Origin of the sequence: Anaerocolumna aminovalerica (assembly GCF_900115365.1) — a bacterium.
In the GTDB taxonomy this organism is placed as follows: domain Bacteria; phylum Bacillota; class Clostridia; order Lachnospirales; family Lachnospiraceae; genus Anaerocolumna; species Anaerocolumna aminovalerica.
Genome location: NZ_FOWD01000058.1, coordinates 1 through 16,241, shown reverse-complemented (window position 1 = coordinate 16,241; position 16,241 = coordinate 1). Strand labels below are relative to the sequence as shown.

General features: G+C 34.7%; 20 protein-coding genes. 16 read left to right on the top strand and 4 right to left on the bottom strand.

From position 1 onward, the window contains the following. On the bottom strand, positions 1 to 194 hold a 194-nt coding region (locus tag BM183_RS21735), incomplete at its 3' end, for a transposase zinc-binding domain-containing protein (RefSeq protein WP_091689110.1). Between the two features lie 158 nt (positions 195 to 352). Between BM183_RS21735 and mef(A) the strand changes: the two genes are divergently transcribed. The 7 genes from mef(A) (at position 353) to BM183_RS19405 (ending at position 7,015) form a co-directional block, all read left to right on the top strand. Next, positions 353 to 1,570, top strand: a complete 1,218-nt coding sequence (gene mef(A), locus BM183_RS19440) for a macrolide efflux MFS transporter Mef(A) (protein ID WP_091689104.1) — start codon at positions 353 to 355, stop codon at positions 1,568 to 1,570. A 118-nt stretch (positions 1,571 to 1,688) separates the two neighbouring features. Continuing rightward, the gene (locus BM183_RS19435) at positions 1,689 to 1,865 is read left to right on the top strand and encodes a P-loop NTPase family protein (protein ID WP_330392455.1); all 177 of its coding nucleotides are present in this window, start codon (positions 1,689 to 1,691) and stop codon (positions 1,863 to 1,865) included. A gap of 625 nt (positions 1,866 to 2,490) precedes the next feature. Beyond that, on the top strand, positions 2,491 to 4,014 hold the full coding sequence (locus tag BM183_RS19425) for a Y-family DNA polymerase (RefSeq protein ID WP_091689100.1): 1,524 nt from the start codon (positions 2,491 to 2,493) through the stop codon (positions 4,012 to 4,014). A 14-nt stretch (positions 4,015 to 4,028) separates the two neighbouring features. Continuing rightward, on the top strand, positions 4,029 to 4,469 hold the full coding sequence (locus BM183_RS19420; RefSeq protein ID WP_091689108.1) for a hypothetical protein: 441 nt from the start codon (positions 4,029 to 4,031) through the stop codon (positions 4,467 to 4,469). A 95-nt stretch (positions 4,470 to 4,564) separates the two neighbouring features. Then, positions 4,565 to 5,059, top strand: a complete 495-nt coding sequence (locus tag BM183_RS19415; RefSeq protein WP_091689098.1) for an HD domain-containing protein — start codon at positions 4,565 to 4,567, stop codon at positions 5,057 to 5,059. A gap of 453 nt (positions 5,060 to 5,512) precedes the next feature. Beyond that, positions 5,513 to 5,929 (top strand): NAD(+)--rifampin ADP-ribosyltransferase, encoded by a 417-nt coding sequence (arr, locus tag BM183_RS19410; RefSeq protein ID WP_091689096.1) that lies wholly within the window; start codon positions 5,513 to 5,515, stop codon positions 5,927 to 5,929. Positions 5,930 to 6,316: 387 nt separating this feature from the next. Continuing rightward, positions 6,317 to 7,015, top strand: a complete 699-nt coding sequence (locus BM183_RS19405) for a GNAT family N-acetyltransferase (RefSeq protein ID WP_091689094.1) — start codon at positions 6,317 to 6,319, stop codon at positions 7,013 to 7,015. A gap of 255 nt (positions 7,016 to 7,270) precedes the next feature. Here BM183_RS19405 and BM183_RS21175 read toward each other — a convergent pair whose 3' ends face one another. Continuing rightward, a complete protein-coding gene (locus BM183_RS21175; protein WP_242961060.1) occupies positions 7,271 to 7,738 on the bottom strand; it encodes a transposase in 468 nt (155 codons plus the stop codon). Continuing rightward, positions 7,713 to 8,324, bottom strand: a complete 612-nt coding sequence (locus BM183_RS21170; RefSeq protein ID WP_242961059.1) for an IS110 family transposase — start codon at positions 8,322 to 8,324, stop codon at positions 7,713 to 7,715. The genes BM183_RS21175 and BM183_RS21170 overlap by 26 nt, the downstream gene beginning before the upstream one ends. 294 nt (positions 8,325 to 8,618) lie before the next feature. Here BM183_RS21170 and BM183_RS19395 point away from each other — a divergent pair, with 294 nt between their 5' ends. The 9 genes from BM183_RS19395 to tnpB all read left to right on the top strand — a co-directional run bounded on the left by BM183_RS19395 (position 8,619) and on the right by tnpB (position 15,786). Beyond that, positions 8,619 to 9,041 (top strand): hypothetical protein, encoded by a 423-nt coding sequence (locus BM183_RS19395; RefSeq protein WP_091689092.1) that lies wholly within the window; start codon positions 8,619 to 8,621, stop codon positions 9,039 to 9,041. Positions 9,042 to 9,046: 5 nt separating this feature from the next. Then, entirely contained in the window at positions 9,047 to 9,190 is a 144-nt protein-coding gene (locus tag BM183_RS21730) for a restriction endonuclease (RefSeq protein WP_242961058.1), read from the top strand. After that, a complete protein-coding gene (locus BM183_RS21725; RefSeq protein WP_091689106.1) occupies positions 9,187 to 9,369 on the top strand; it encodes a restriction endonuclease in 183 nt (60 codons plus the stop codon). The genes BM183_RS21730 and BM183_RS21725 overlap by 4 nt, the downstream gene beginning before the upstream one ends. 319 nt (positions 9,370 to 9,688) lie before the next feature. Next, positions 9,689 to 10,933 (top strand): DNA methyltransferase, encoded by a 1,245-nt coding sequence (locus BM183_RS19380; RefSeq protein WP_091689088.1) that lies wholly within the window; start codon positions 9,689 to 9,691, stop codon positions 10,931 to 10,933. 8 nt (positions 10,934 to 10,941) lie between these two features. Beyond that, positions 10,942 to 12,873: an ATP-binding protein gene (locus tag BM183_RS19375; protein ID WP_091689086.1), complete on the top strand. Its 1,932-nt coding sequence runs from the start codon at positions 10,942 to 10,944 to the stop codon at positions 12,871 to 12,873. Between the two features lie 390 nt (positions 12,874 to 13,263). After that, on the top strand, positions 13,264 to 14,433 hold the full coding sequence (locus BM183_RS19370; protein ID WP_091689084.1) for a hypothetical protein: 1,170 nt from the start codon (positions 13,264 to 13,266) through the stop codon (positions 14,431 to 14,433). 58 nt (positions 14,434 to 14,491) lie between these two features. Next, entirely contained in the window at positions 14,492 to 14,830 is a 339-nt protein-coding gene (locus tag BM183_RS19365; protein WP_242961057.1) for a hypothetical protein, read from the top strand. A gap of 420 nt (positions 14,831 to 15,250) precedes the next feature. Next, on the top strand, positions 15,251 to 15,619 hold the full coding sequence (tnpA, locus tag BM183_RS19360) for an IS66 family insertion sequence element accessory protein TnpA (protein ID WP_091689082.1): 369 nt from the start codon (positions 15,251 to 15,253) through the stop codon (positions 15,617 to 15,619). Beyond that, positions 15,613 to 15,786, top strand: coding sequence for an IS66 family insertion sequence element accessory protein TnpB (gene tnpB, locus BM183_RS21720; RefSeq protein WP_091689080.1), 174 nt, complete (start codon positions 15,613 to 15,615; stop codon positions 15,784 to 15,786). The genes tnpA and tnpB overlap by 7 nt, the downstream gene beginning before the upstream one ends. 251 nt (positions 15,787 to 16,037) lie before the next feature. On the opposite strand, the gene BM183_RS19350 is transcribed toward tnpB, so the two are convergent. Continuing rightward, the coding region (locus BM183_RS19350) for a transposase (protein WP_139221561.1) at positions 16,038 to 16,241 on the bottom strand (204 nt) is incomplete at its 5' end.

Sequence of the window (16,241 nt, the reverse complement as noted above, 5' to 3'; positions counted from 1 at the left end):
CAAAACTTGGAGTGACAGCGAAACGGAACGAATTTAAGTTCACCACAATGGGAACAGCCGTACATGGCACCGCCAAAGGAAGGATCGCCGCAGTTAATCATCTTTTCAATGTTTTCCATAACAACATGGCGAGGATGAAGAGAATATTTAATTATTTCATAATTGTCATTGAAAATCTTCTGTAATATATTCATATGACTATTATGAAACAGAATGACAAAAAAAGAAACCCCCAGATTCCCCTCATGAATGAGGGGCTAGGGGAGCTGATGTGCCGAAGACACTTTTTTATTGCCTGGAATACTATTTAAAATACAAATTCAAGCAAAATAATATGCGGGAGATTATAAAAATGGAAAAATACAACAACTGGAAATTGAAGTTTTATACAATATGGACAGGGCAGGCAATATCTTTGATTACAAGTGCCATCCTACAAATGGCGATTATTTTTTATCTTACAGAAAAAACAGGATCTGCGATGGTCTTGTCTATGACCTCATTAGTTGGTTTTCTACCCTATGCGGTTTTTGGGCCAGCAATTGGTGTGCTAGTAGATCGCTACGATAGGAAAAAGATAATGATTGGTGCTGATTTAATTATCGCAGCAGCTGGAGCAGTACTAGCTATTATTTCATTATATATGGAGTTACCTGTCTGGATGGTTATGGTAGTATTGTTTATCCGTAGCATTGGAACAGCTTTTCATTCCCCTGCCCTGAATGCGGTCACGCCTCTATTAGTACCGGAAGATCAGTTGACCAAATGCGCGGGTTATAGCCAGTCTTTGCAGTCTATAAGTTATATTTTAAGTCCAGCAATTGCGGCATTGTTATACTCTGTTTGGGAATTAAATACGATTATAGCCGTCGATGTGCTAGGTGCTGTAATTGCTAGTTTCACAGTAGCATTTGTAAATATTCCAAAGCTTAAAGTAGACCAGCAAAGTTTGCAACCTAATTTCATAAAAGAAATGAAAGGAGGAATTGTCGTACTGAGACAAAACAAAGGGTTATTTGTCTTATTACTTTTAGGAACACTATATACATTTGTTTATATGCCAATTAATGCACTATATCCTTTAATCAGCGTGGAATATTTTAAAGGGACACCGATGCATATTTCTATTACAGAAATTGCATTTGCCTCTGGTATGCTGGCAGGAAGCTTGATATTAGGAAGATTGGGAAGTTACGAAAAGCGTGTACTATTAATAACAGGTTCATTTTTTATGATGGGAGCTAGTCTAGCCGTCTCAGGATTACTTCCTCCAAATGGATTTGCTATATTTGTAGTTTGCTGTGCAATAATGGGGCTTTCGGTGCCATTTTACAGCGGTGTACAAACAGCTCTTTTTCAGGAGAAAATTAAGCCTGAATATTTAGGGCGTGTATTTTCCTTGACTGGGAGTATCATGTCACTTGCTATGCCACTTGGGTTAACCCTTTCCGGGTTCTTTGCTGATAGAATTGGTGTAAACCATTGGTTTTTAATCTCAGGTATTTTAATCATCGGCATTGCTATAGTTTGCCCGATGATGACTGAGATTAGAAAATTAGATTCAAAATAAAATAGACATTATTGGAGGGATATTTATGTATTATATTTTCATGTAATTCTTACTGATTAAATCGCTGGTTTTCCCTGAGTGCAACTGAAAACATGCGATTAGACAGGAGGAAAATAATATGGAATTGATTTTAACAGCAAAAGACATTCGTGTGGAATTCACAGGACGTGATGTTTTAGATATAGATGAACTAGAAATATATGATTATGCCCGTATTGGTTTAGTAGGAGCAAATGGTGCCGGGAAAAGTCAATTGCCATTTCTATTAATAACCATCTTTAATGAACCCATATGATGTTAACCAAATAATTGATTATATTAATACACTATCAGCAATTCACCCGCTGATAGAAATTACAAATCCATACCTTTCTATTGAAATTGAAGGTGGTAATCAGGTGAATAAAGAATTTCTTTTGGAAGTTATTCGGAATTTCCGTATTTTGACAATCAAATGCAATCCCACTGTCAAAAGATTTATGAAAAGGAATGTCGTGATGTTATATACTATCAATTTGAGCCGGCATGAATTGATATTAGTGAAAATAAAGTGGAAATATGTTATTGGGGAACATATGTAATACAGAATTTCTTGCTGTTTTTAAAAAAGAAGATGATAGCTGGGTATTTGATTAAGTAAATAAATATGAGCCGTTGCAATTTTTCTGATACAACGGCTCTGTTACATTACCTCCCCAAAATCGTCCAGAGTACCCTTGCAAGAGGACAGGGTTTTATTGTTGGCAGCTTTATCTTTTCCAAATTTGACATCGAAAAATGAAAGGTGTAATGTTATAATTAATACAGAATTTTATAAAAAAGTAAATTAATATGTAACTTTTGAAGCTGTGCTTGTGCATACTATGATAGAGACATAATCTTAAACAGATAAACTTTTAAGGAGGCGACTGAGAATAAATATGAAGAACAGAACCTATTTTGCGATCGATTTAAAATCCTTCTACGCTTCGGTCGAGTGCATGGAAAGAGGGCTTGATCCGCTGACTACTAACCTTGTTGTCGCTGATGCAAGCCGCACTGAAAAAACCATTTGTCTCGCCGTCTCCCCCTCCCTCAGAGCATACGGCATTCCCGGTAGAGCGAGGCTGTTTGAGGTCGTGCAGAAGGTCAGGGAAGTAAATGCGGCACGGCTACACAAAGCACCAGGACAAGCCTTTTCCGGCGTATCCTTCAGTGATACTGAATTGAAATCCTCACCAGGTATCTCTCTGGACTATATTATTGCTCCACCCAGAATGGCATATTATATAGAGTACAGCACAAAGATTTACAATATCTACTTGAAGTACATTGCGCCCGAAGATATTCATGTCTATTCCATCGATGAGGTATTCATTGATGCCACCGATTATCTGAACACCTACAATCTTTCAGCTCGTGAGCTAGCAACGAAAATAATTCTGGATATTGTAAAGACCACCGGCATTACAGCATCAGCGGGAATCGGTACAAACTTGTACCTTTGCAAGATCGCTATGGATATTCAGGCAAAGCGTATTCCGGTGGATCAAAACGGCGTGCAGATCGCTGAATTGGACGAAATGAGCTATCGTCGCTTGCTGTGGTCCCACCAGCCTCTAACAGACTTTTGGCGTGTTGGTAAAGGATATGCCAAGAAACTGGAGGGACAAGGTCTCTTTACCATGGGAGATATCGCAAGGTGCTCACTCGGTAAGCCTACCGATTACTACAACGAGGATTTGCTGTACAAGTTGTTCGGCATCAATGCGGAACTGCTGATTGACCATGCGTGGGGGTGGGAGCCATGCACGATTGCTGATATTAAAGCGTATAAGCCAAGCACAAATAGTATTGGATCGGGACAGGTACTGCAATGTGTCTATACCTATGACAAGACGAAGCTGATTGTACGGGAAATGACCGATCTGCTGGTGCTTGATCTGGTGGATAAAAGGCTTGTGACCGACCAGCTTGTTTTGACGGTGGGATATGATATTGAAAATCTGACGAACCCGAAGATAAAGAAATCATATCAAGGGGAAATTACCATTGACCACTACGGACGCGCCGTTCCAAAATCCGCTCATGGCACAACAAATCTTGGAGGACACACATCTTCTACACAGCAAATACTGAATGCTGTCACAGAACTGTTTGAACGCATTGTTGATAAAAATCTTCTGGTCAGAAGAGTCAACATTACAGCGAATCATGTTGTTGATGAGGCAACCGTTCAAAAGATGGATAACTTTGAACAGCTTGACCTTTTTACGGATTACGTGGCAGAACAGGCGAAAAAAGAGGAAGAAGAAGCTGAGCTGGTACGAGAAAAAAAGATGCAGAAAGCAATGCTGGAGATAAAAAAGAAATACGGCAAGAATGCCGTTCTAAAGGGGATGAATTTGGAGGAAGGGGCTACCACAGTAGACCGGAATAAGCAGATTGGAGGACACAAGGCATGACAAAGGAATATGACATGACAAAGACATATGACGACATCATCCATCTACCGCACCATGTCTCTACGACACACCCTCATATGGCAGCCATTGACAGGGCAGCTCAATTTTCCCCTTTCGCCGCGCTGACCGGCTATGATGCCGCTATCAAAGAAACCGCAAGACTGACGGACGAGAGAGTAGAATTGGACGAATACATGAAGGACTCATTGAGCGATAGGTTGCAAATCATAGCAGACCGGCTTAAAGAATATCCCGAAATTGCAATCACCTACTTTCAACCAGACACGAAGAAGAATGGTGGAGCCTATGTCACTGCTATCAGTGCGGCTAAAAAGATAGACCAATATGAACGGGTTGTCATTATGACTGATGGCACAGTGATCCCTATTGATGAGATAATCAACATAGATGGGCAGATATTCGAAACTATGGTAATCCATTCGTGTGATGATTGAATAAGGATAAATAAGGAATTTGATGAGGTGAAAGTTTTAGCACCTGTTTCAGTAAATGACTTTTGGTACAAATAGTAATCAATTGGAGGTAATCCATGTTCAAAGAGAAAATTATTAGTGAGATGAAAGAAGTATTTAAAGAAATTCCATTCGGTGTGGATCATACCCTTAAAGTATTGAATAATGCAGAAGATATAATGAAGGGTGAAAATATCGGAGAAGAAGAAAAAGAATTAATCAGCATTGTTACAATACTTCATGATATCGGTGCTGTTGAAGCACAAAGAAAATATGGTACTATAGAAGGCGCTTACCAGGAAAAGGAAGGACCAACAGTAGCAAAAGAAATATTGAAAAAGGTAGGATATAACAAAAATATTGATAGGATATGCTTTATAATTGGTAATCATCATACACCATCTAAAATTGATGGTCTTGACTTTCAAATACAATGGGAAGCTGATTTTCTGGAGAACTTAACAGTTATGAATAAAGAAAACGAACAGCAGAAAATAAAAAAATATATAGATGAAAATTTCAAGACAATTACAGGAAAAAAGATGGCTTATGATCGTTTTATTTTAGATTAAAGACTTGCTATACAATTAGTTATTTGTGGGAAGTTGATGAAATTATACGTTTGTTAATAGGCTATAGTCAGGAGTATTAGAGATACAACTGAAAAACCAGACAGACTTTGAGACCTTTTTGCGGAAGCACCTCATTTAAATCATTTATATGAGGGAATGAGAGTCCTGAAATTTTGTGGAATGGGAGTCATGACAATGAGAATCTGAATTATAGAAGTGAAATCTGGATTCCAGTAAGGATAAAAGAGTATTAAGTATATCAAGTCTATGGTGAGGGCATTCGAGTGCTCTTTCAAAAGGCTTATTAAAAGATAAATAATGTAATTGCCATTCGACAACACCCTACCTACTTACATTATATCATTATTTATATTTTATTTATAGACTACTTTTTTTATAATTTCTACACTATAATCTTATACATAAATTTAAAAATATAAGGGGTGGATCAGTATGGATAACAAACATGATATCTTAGATAATGGACCTTTCTTTCATGGTACTAAGGCAGAACTAAAAATTGGAGATTTATTAAAACCACAACATTTATCAAATTACCAAGATAAAAAATCCAACTATATATATTTTACTGCAACATTAGATGCTGCTAAATGGGGTGCTGAATTAGCAACATCTAAATCAAAGGAAAGAATTTATATAGTGGAACCATTAGGTGATTATGAAAATGATCCAAACTTAACTGATAAAAGGTTTCCTGGTAACCCTACACGTTCTTATAGGTCTAAATCTCCTTTGAAAATAATAGCTGAATTAGGTTCATGGGAAAGACATTCCGATGAAGAAATAAATCATATGATTACATCTTTGAAAAAGTTACGGGAAGAAGGAAAAGCTATAATATACGATTAATTCTGAAAGGATATTTTCAACTGGTGATTGCTGAATAAGCAGCCGCACCTGATTATGGAAAATACAGATAACCAGCTACTTTAATAATTTGTCACAGTTAATTTATCACAGTTAATAAGTAATTCAACATATTCATTTATAACCATTTCACTATGAAATATTAGAGTAGCTGGATTAATACCAACAAAGAAAACATCTACTTTAGACAATGATAATATCAATGTAGATGAGAATAAATCTATACGTAATATTTTATTATCTTTACAACCTTTTAAGAAATCGTTTAAAATGATTTTACTTATAACTGTTCTTCCCTTGTAATATAAATTTAGGAATGATACCATATTTAGAAATCTTAAAAATTTTATAGCAGGGGGTAAGACATATATGCTAAATAGTGTGGAACTTATGCAGATGCACATAGAATCATTATTCACGTTGAATGATGATTTGAGGCTTTTAAATATTAATGAACCGTGGGATACCACAAAGTCTGCACCCAAATTTATTATGGGACGAACTATTAAGGGTGAAACTATATATTATTTTCGACACGATGTTTCTGAGGATATTATTTCTAAAGTAAGTGAATTGTGTTTGAAGGAACCCATCGTTCAGAATGCAAACGCTAGACCAAAGTATTTTGAACAATATCTTGAATGTTTTCAAAGCAGCAGTTACACCGAAGAGATATGCTTTTATGTTCCTGACAGTGAAGAAAAAATACGGGATTGTATCCTTCTTGATTCCAAAAACGTAAGTAAATACACTTCTGATGGATTTGAATGGTTAAAGGAAGAGTTTCCTTTTTCATTACCTTGTGTAGCGTTTGTTCATGCAGGGCAGGCTGTGTCAATTTGTCGAAGTGTTCGCATCAGTCATAAAGCACATGAAGCAGGAATTGAAACTTTAGGAGCGTTCCGGGGAAACGGTTATGCTTATGCTGTCCTTTTTAAGTGGGCGCAAGAAGTCAGGCAATTAGGCTGTGAACCTCTGTACAGTACTTTAAGTGATAATATTAGATCATTGAGGGTAGCACAAAAAGCAAACTTATTTTGCTTTGGGGCAGGTTTCATAGTCAATTAAAATACTGGTTAAGGGGATGAATTTGGAGGAATCCCATTGATGAGATAATCAGCATAGATGCAGATATTCGAAACTACGGTAATCCATTCGTGTGATGAGTGAATAGCGATAAATAGGAATTTGATGAGGTTAAAATTTATGTTTAAAAGGGCTTTAAAATCTGCAATAGGAGTAAGTATAGGAGTAACGATTGGCAGCGTTGTTTTGCCCCGGATATTGTTTCCTGGCCTTTATAACAATACATATCCGCCTATATTAAAACAGACTTGTTGTTTGGGATTCAAAGTTACCGGATTGATACTGAGTCCAGGCAAGACCTGCATATTTTGCAAGTTCTGCTTGATTGCTAAAACGATTGATATCAGCTATTTCCACCATAATTTCGGCTGAATATACAGGTCCAATACCAGGTATAGATATCAATACGTTAGGTAAGAGTTCCATTTGAGCTTCCAATACCTTTATAGAGGTTATGGATATAGAAAGCACCTGATTCACAGAATCACTTACTGTTTTAGGTAAACGGTAAGAACTTCTAGCAGCTTTCTGAATGGCTTTGGCTACCGCATCTGGATTTGGAAAACGGTTCTTTCCTTTCACTATGATGAAAACGGTTAGTTCTTGTAAGTCCATACATGCCAATGCTTCTGCAGAGTCAAACTCACCGTAGATAGCAAGGGCAGTAGTACTGAAGGTATCAGAAAATATCTTCTCCTGTGTCATAGTTGAATACTTCTTGAACAGCACATTTATAAAGAGTTGTTTTTCCTTGGTGAGGTTGCAAACAGCGAAATAACGTGCTCGTGTGAGGTTCTGGAGAGCTTTTATAGCGGTAGTCTCCCATATATACCTCTTTGTTGATTCGACCAAAACGCAGGCAGTCAGCAATAACAAAAGAGTCCACATAGTCATTCTTAGGCAGGTCATTATAAGCATCTTTAAACTTCTTGACCTGCTTGGGATTGAGGACATGTATTTTTCTGTAAAAGGATACTAGAGTAGCATCTGCCCTTAGAAAATACACAAGATTGTCACCATAGACAGCGGTTGCTTCGAGGCCTATGAGAACAGCATCAAGGGAATGGGAAGTTAATGCAGAAAGGATTCTTTTTACTAACTGTGTAGAACCATCATGTGAATTAGCAACGGAGAAGTTACTCTGCTTTTTACCATTAGGCAACATTAAGTAAACGACATTGGATTTGCTACTTACATCAATTCCGACGTAAAGTGGGCTCATAAAATCACCTTCTTTCGTAGTAAGATTTAAGTGTTCAATCGGCTTGGTAAATCCATGATCATGGAGCATCGACACCCTCACATATAAGAATCCAGCTTAAGATGGACAGATGCGAAACCACACTGCTAGATGGTAGCCCATGTACTTAAGCAAACAGCCAGCCGGTTTGAAGCTAACATCCATGTCAGAGGAACAGACTTTAAATGAAGCAACCATTAACTGGTTCAACATGGGGTGAAAGAACTATTACCTGATTGACACTAGGACAATTATATTATGGGTTAACTAAGCCTATTGAACAAAATTTATTAAGTTATCAAGGTACTATTAAGTATCTAAATATATTATACGAGGGGTGAAGGAATGCAAATGGAACTTGCTAACGATTTGGTTGTTCAATGCGAAGAGTGTGGAACAGTTCATGTAATTCATAAAGACTCGTTGGATTTAAACGTCTCATCATACGAAAGAAATATGGGAGATGAAATAGAGTATCATTTTGAGGGAGAATGTCGGTGTGACGAGTGTGGAAATTACCTTCGATATGTTGTTAGAGGATATGAATATCCAGTAGACACCCTTAATTATGAAGACAGAGAATGCTGTGGTGGCCATTTTGTGCAACCACCAGAACTTGCTGTTGATTATTATGAGTTTGAATATGATTCTTGCGATAAAGAAAAAATATATTCAGATGTTAATAAGCGTGCATTAATATCGATAGGATTTTATATAATAAAGAGGAACTGTACAATCTTACATCACGGGAGTTTGAGGAGCTTGTAGCAGAAGTGTTTAAACAACAAGGATATTCTGTAGAAGTCACTCAGGCTACACGAGACGGCGGATGCGACATTATTGCTACACGAAATATTAATGGATTACCATTTATGATTCTGATTGAATGCAAACGTTATGACAAAAAAATCACATAGGCGTTCAGTTAGTTAGAAGTTTACTCGGAGTTCAGTCTGATAGAAAAGCTAATAAAGCTGTTCTGGTTACATCTTCATCGTTTACAAAAGATGCAAGAAAATTTGCAGAACGCCAACAACATCTAATATCGTTAGTAGACTTTAATGATTTGCTTCAAATGATGCAACAGCAAGGTTGAGACTCTGGAAACAGCAGGTCTAGACGATGAAATTTCACTAGCTACTACAATAATGTTTTCTGTTGGAAGTATAGTAGATACGCACTATATATTTTTTAAATCTTTAAGGTATACAGAAAGGGTTTGTTTACTTGTACGTTGTGAAAGTATTGATAAAATAGAAGATATTTGTATGAGAATTATGAGGCAAGTGCAGTAAAGCGTAGTAGAGTGGAGGAGAACTATAAAAAGCACTGAAGCCTATAAGAGATACAAAAAAATGGTATATTTTTTAAAATATGATATAATGAAATAGATTACAGATATACGGGGTGAAAAAATGAACCTAGCTGAAAAATTAAATAGTTATGCTGACAATTACTGGGATTTTGCTCATTATAGAGAAAATAATCCTGTTTTACAATATCCAGCTAAGATGGTAGCACCAATGCAACGTCAGTTGCTTAAAGATATTTTAGAGTTTGATTCTGATATTTATAATATATTAGATCCTTTCATGGGGTCAGGTACAGTTTTGGATATTAGTAGAGAATTGGGAATTAATGCCATTGGCTTTGATATTAATCCTTTAGCAACATTAATTACAGGTGTTAGATTAGAGGGGATTGCTACAGAAGCTATAGAAAAGAGTATTAGTGAATTGTTTGGTAGATTCAATCTGCTTTTAGGAAATGTAGATAATCATACTTTTTTCAATATTGAGAAATGGTTTAGAGAAGATATTATTGAAGCGTTGAGTTTAATTAGAGCAGCAATAATTGAAGAGAAAGATATTAGAACAAGACGATTTTTTTGGTGTTGTTTCGCAGAAACTGTAAAAAAGTTTAGCAATACAAGGACTTCGACTTTTAAATTGCATGTAAAAGAAGAAGAAAAGATTAATAATATGAAAAATAACTGTATTGACGAATTTAAGAGAAATGTGTTAATGCATTATTTAGAATATTGTTTTAAAACTAATATTGATGTTGAATTAAAAACGGGAGATTCTTGTGAGCTATTGAAAAATTACTCAACCAATTCAATTGATTTAATATGTACTTCACCGCCATATGGTGATAATCATACTACGGTTACTTATGGTCAATATTCTATTTTACCCCTGCTGTGGTTTGATATAAATGATTTAGCGCCTTTCGATACAATTCTGTTAGAAAAGTTTACTGCGATTGATCGGGAAAGCCTTGGAGGAAGAATTAAAAAAATAGAAAATGCAAAAGAAAAAGAATATAATGTTTTGTTAAATAACATTAGTGCTGAAAAAAAGAAAAAGATATTTTCTTTTTGGAACGATTATGAATTAGTTTATTCACAAATGGCGAGGGTATTAAAGCCAGGAAAGCTTTTGGTTTTGACTTTGGGGAATCGTAGGGTTGATAACAAGGAACTACCATTTGATAAGTTTAATGATTATCTGGCAAGGAAATATAATTTAGAAATTGAAACTACTTTAAGCCGAAATATTATGGGAAAGCGAATGCCATTAAAAGTTTCTCATATTGGGAAGCAAGGAGCAGTTAAATCTATGAGCAAGGAGTACATAAAAATATATAAAAAGAAGTAGGTGAAAAAATGCAGGAAAAACTAAAGATAGAATCATCTGAAATTACCCGTTTATTGGGAACCGTAGGGAGCCCATTAATAGTAATTTCAGAATTAATTAAAAATTCAGTGGATGCAGAGGCAACTAATATAGAAATTATTTACAATTGCAAAGGTAATTATATAAAAATAATTGATAACGGAATTGGAATAACGCTTGATGAAATAAATAATTTAGCAAAACCAGGGTATTCTTCAAAGAAAAGGAATGATAATATACGTAATGGTAATGGTTTTTTCTTTACTGGAAATAAAGGATTAGGTATATTGTCTTGTTTTTCAATATGTCAGGAAATAACTATAGATACTTATGTAGGAGGTGACAAAAAATGTAATGCGACATTGAATAATGCTGGAGTTTTGAACTATGGATTAAGTAAAATAGAAGATGGAATAAAAAAAGGAACTACAATCACTCTTCATGATATACGCCCAACAGATATGGAATTTTTGAATACAGAAACAGAATTACAGAAAATTAGACATCTGTCAACATATCTGTATAAAAAGGAAGAACTTTTTTTCCCTTCAATATCTCTGAAAATAGATGATAATGTACCAAATTCGATTTTGTTTAGTACAGATTTTTCTAATATGTTGTATGATGTTGAATTTAGTTATAGTAAAGAGACTGGAAAGCTAAATTTTAAGTGTGGAACTGATAAAGATAAGGTTATAAATGACGCCATTATTGAAGTATCATCATTTGATATTAACACATTAGAAAAAATATTATTAGATAATTATGGGATTGAAAAGACTATTAGAACACGAACAAATGATGTAGCAACTTATCAATGGTATACAGAATTAAATAATGTACCTTCATTTGAGGGACGAATGGTAGTCTATTTTAAACAGACAGCGGGAGCGACATTAAAGCAATATGGTGCTGGTGTTAATGTTTATGTAAATCAATTTGCGTTATATAATTATTTGTCCCCTGACAATGATTGGCTAGGTCTAGCTGATTTTTCGCAAAGAAAGAAATTAACTAATCTACGACCTCATAATGTATTTGGTTATGTTAACTTTAATGAGTTTAACGAAAATAAAGAAGAATTGAGAATCTCAAATGAGCGTGCTGATTTTATTCAGGACCAAACATTTACTAAATTAATGTACATATTAAAAGGCGTTGTTATGTTTCTTACTTTTAATATTGATGTGGCAGAAAAAAATCCTAAATATAAAGTGAATAAAAATGATAGTGAAGTTTCTGCAAAGGCTGTTGCCACTACTGGCGATTCTAAGGATAGTAGGGCTGCAACTATTACAGGGCATAATAGTGGAAAGAGTAACTTTTTGGTAAGGATGAATCCGCAAGAGAGCTATGTTAAAAAACAATTAAATGCTGAGCCAAATCCATCTGCAACCAATAATATCACAATAGCTAAAGAGAAAACTGAAATAAATACAGATGAGTATCGTCCGGATGAAGGATATAAACCTAAAAAGCGTTTCCCAAAAGGTATTTCGTTTTCAAAAGCTGACGGAGTAATAATAGAGCAATTAAGAAATAAAGATGACTTAAGTAATAAAATTTATCAGCTTATTTATGAAATAACACATTTATCATTGCAAAATTATTATTGTTCTATTTCTGGTATCTATAGAGCTTTATTAGAATGTTCTACGCGTTATATTGCCAATAAATATCCTGACAAAATAACTTTTACAGAGAAAAGTTTGAAGGATAATATAATAAATGTATTAAATTATTATTCAAACAAAAAGAACATGGATAAACAGGTGAAAATATGGCGAGAAGCAATAACTAAGCGACATCTTGTGGATACATTAAACCAGTTTATGCATAATGAAACAGAGGTGGATATTGATTTTTTGGAGCAAACATGGAAATCTATGAAAACATATATAATAAAGTGTATTTCTGAATAATTGTTAAATAAATGAACATATAAATATTTCGGATATGGAATGATTTATAATAGTATTCCATAACTAAGTTTATCAAGATAACTACAATTCCAACTCTATATATTTTCATGAATTTTTTAAAATTAGGATATGTTTCTACATAATAACCTTTTTTGTAAGCAGATCGAATGTTACATTCAAGACAAATCGCATGAATGAATAAATACTATAAATATGTTAGAGTTGCGGTGTGATAGCGAAAACTTTTGAGAATGTATGAAAAGTGGTAATGTTATTGGGTTAAATTAGACGGGTTTTAAGAGAATTGGAGATTGCATTTGTTATACTTGCAACATAGTATGCTGTTTCATCGATTATCTATAAGTCAACTTTTGTTAGGAGAATGTGTATATGTTTATACCTAGTTATGAAGACCAATGTCACATGAAAAATGAACATTCAGGAATCTTTTTCTCTAAAATTGGGGAACCAGAGCATCCGTATATGTTGATCAAGTTACCTCAAGTAGTTTTAAAATCAGTATATGCAGGTTGCCCTCTTGCTCTTGCATTTTCTATATTAGAAGTAGGGAACCGAACATATCTTGCGTGTGGTTTAGTAGTTTGGGATGATACAACAAGTCCTTTAATCACTTATCAATTAATAAGGTCAGAAAATGAATTTAATTCAATTCGAGAAGGTATGTCGAAAAAGTTGCTCCCAATACATTTTTTTGATGAACTTGTAAGACCTATAATTTCTGCTACATCAACTTTTAACTCAAGGGAGCTTTATTCTTATATGAATAATATTTATGATTTTATTGATGTTAAGAATAATGAAGATTTGTTTGAAAAATATAAAATGCAGATTGATGCTCGTATAGTGGGAAGAGATGTTAAAAGTGTTATCTGTAAATTAGAAATTCAATTTGGTGAACCAAATAAACTTTTTATTCCATTGGTTGGTAAATTTTCGATTGATGATAAAGATGAAGGAGGTTGTTTAGAGGATTCAGTATTTCACTTAATTGAGGCATTTTATGAAGTTGGAAATTCGGTAAAATCACCGCGATTAAATACAGAAAATCGAAGGGAATTAACGGATATTTTAGCATGGGACGAGAATCATACTTGTTTCATTGAGGCTAAATGTTTAACAATATTAGACAGAACAATTATTAACAAAGCTAAGAGGGTTAAAAATATTTCAAAACATTTGGATAAAGCACTGAATCAACTTGAAGGTGCTGTAAAAAAATATCGTAGTAATGAATTAATATTTAATGAGCAATTGGAGATTGTTAATATTCCTCATAAAAGAGAGAATGGGATGATTGATTGTATTGTTCTTATATCAGAGATGTATCCGTTCCTTGATTGGGAAAGTATCGGGAAGGAATTGATAGCTAGATCAAAAAGTGTTGGTGCGTTTTTCCATGTATTAGATTTATCTGAGTTGCATCAATTGATAGGTATGAGTAAGACTACTACAGTATGGAATGCTAACCTATTCAAAAGGTGGGAAAAGGTTAAAGAAGCTAAAAATGCTTTTGTAAAATCTAAAGTAATTTCTAATTGATGGAATGATTGTTTCTGTTAAGTATCAAACCTAGTGGTATTAAAATCCTGTTAAAACCGTGACAGTCCAGGGACAGATTACATTCAGAATAGTTGATCAAAAGAAGGCTTCAGGACTTCACAATTATACCCTTGATATGAAAGGCAAAGGATATATTTCCGATGATCCTCAAAAGCTACCCCAAAGAGTAATAAACATAGTAAGAGTATTAACAAAGAAAACCCCGGATGGCTTGCAGCTAAAAGATGCCATTAAATCTAGTGAAGCTCTTGCAAAAGGGATTTTGAAAGAAATTAGAGAGAATGAAGAAATAAACCTTATTGTAATAGAGATATTAGGTCTTTCCATACTTGCGATTCTTCCCAACAAGGAAACTTCCAGAGCTCTGGAAGTCTAGGCAAGAGAGCAAATCCTAAAGAAAGCGGATGATATATTGAAATGGGCATTTTATATGAACAGACATGGAAAAATGAAATGAAACAAATTCAGATGGAAAAGAATAACTGATTGTACTTTTCTATAACTTCGTTATAAATATTTGCTGATGAATTCATGAGTCTTTATAGAGGAAATAGCAATTATGATTTAGATTGGTACTCTTATCCTGGTAAAATAAGGGTTAAGCAAATTATTTTTGATAATGGTTATGCCACCCTTTCAAATATATTATGCTCCAAAAAGTCATGGTGTTATGGCATGGAACGTAACCGACATATAAGATGGTGGATGTTGCTAGTGTCATTTTTATGAGATAATCACTTAAATTACTATTACAAGTATTTTGAACTTTTCAAAATACTATAGGGAGGTTTTTTAAGTGACTACCCAAGAAGTAAAACACCATTATAGCATACAGAAATGGACTTCTATTATTCAGGAATGTATAACCAGTGGACTTCCTGTAAGGCAGTGGTGCAATCAAAACGGCATCCTTGAGGGAAGTTATTACTATTGGTTAAAAAAAGTACGTCTTAGAACTTTAGAGGATTTTCCTACCGTCACACCAGAAGATATACATCAGCCAGTTTCTCAAAATAGTACGGTTTTTGCCAAACTTCCAATTCCTCAGAAACGAATGCCTGCAGATGTTATTCTATCTGTAAATGGAATGGAGATCGGATTCAATAACACTGCTACAGTCGAGTTAATCCATGCCGTATTATCGGCGGTAAATAAAGTATGTTAGGGGATATCTCACAGGCTGAGCATATCTATCTTGCCTGTGGATACACTGATATGCGTAAATCCATTGATGGCCTGGTAGCCATTGTACAACAAAATTTTAAGTTGGATCCTTTTTCTAACAGTCTGTTCCTTTTCTGTGGAAGGAAATGTAGCAGGATGAAGTTCTGAAAATATCAACTCAAGAATTCCGCTGGCTTCTCGAAGGCCTATCCATAAACCAGCCGAAAGCAGTACGAAAAATAGCTGTAAAACAAGTATTATAAGGTGCCTGAAAGTCTATTATTTGGCTCTTTGTCAAGTTTTGGGGTGGGTTCCTTGGAACCCACTTTACAACTGGTATTAGAGCCTTTTTGATATTCTACTTATAATTATCTGTTTTTGGGTACACGAAATAAACCTCCGTGTCAGTCTCTTTAAAATTATCTAGTACAATGTAAAATTCTGGTTCGGAACCTTCTGAAATTTTTGATTCCAAAAGAGTTACGTTTAAGTACCTTTATTTTGTTATTAAATCCTTCTGTTGGTCCATTTGTGAGCCCATATTTAAACGCATTCAATATCTCTTTTGACCAATTTCGATATGTAGATGCACATTTCTCAAATTCGGTAATACCCGATGATTC

Excerpts from the sequence above, each read along its gene's own strand:
- BM183_RS19435 (WP_330392455.1), top strand. The coding sequence starts at position 1,689 with ATGGAATTGATTTTAACAGCAAAAGACATTCGTGTGGAATTCACAGGA.
- BM183_RS19425 (WP_091689100.1), top strand. The coding sequence starts at position 2,491 with ATGAAGAACAGAACCTATTTTGCGATCGATTTAAAATCCTTCTACGCT.
- BM183_RS19420 (WP_091689108.1), top strand. The coding sequence starts at position 4,029 with ATGACAAAGACATATGACGACATCATCCATCTACCGCACCATGTCTCT.
- BM183_RS19415 (WP_091689098.1), top strand. The coding sequence starts at position 4,565 with ATGTTCAAAGAGAAAATTATTAGTGAGATGAAAGAAGTATTTAAAGAA.
- arr (WP_091689096.1), top strand. The coding sequence starts at position 5,513 with ATGGATAACAAACATGATATCTTAGATAATGGACCTTTCTTTCATGGT.
- BM183_RS19405 (WP_091689094.1), top strand. The coding sequence starts at position 6,317 with ATGCTAAATAGTGTGGAACTTATGCAGATGCACATAGAATCATTATTC.
- BM183_RS21175 (WP_242961060.1), bottom strand. The coding sequence starts at position 7,738 with ATGACACAGGAGAAGATATTTTCTGATACCTTCAGTACTACTGCCCTT.
- BM183_RS21170 (WP_242961059.1), bottom strand. The coding sequence starts at position 8,324 with ATGCTCCATGATCATGGATTTACCAAGCCGATTGAACACTTAAATCTT.
- BM183_RS19395 (WP_091689092.1), top strand. The coding sequence starts at position 8,619 with ATGCAAATGGAACTTGCTAACGATTTGGTTGTTCAATGCGAAGAGTGT.
- BM183_RS19380 (WP_091689088.1), top strand. The coding sequence starts at position 9,689 with ATGAACCTAGCTGAAAAATTAAATAGTTATGCTGACAATTACTGGGAT.
- BM183_RS19375 (WP_091689086.1), top strand. The coding sequence starts at position 10,942 with ATGCAGGAAAAACTAAAGATAGAATCATCTGAAATTACCCGTTTATTG.
- BM183_RS19370 (WP_091689084.1), top strand. The coding sequence starts at position 13,264 with ATGTTTATACCTAGTTATGAAGACCAATGTCACATGAAAAATGAACAT.
- tnpB (WP_091689080.1), top strand. The coding sequence starts at position 15,613 with ATGTTAGGGGATATCTCACAGGCTGAGCATATCTATCTTGCCTGTGGA.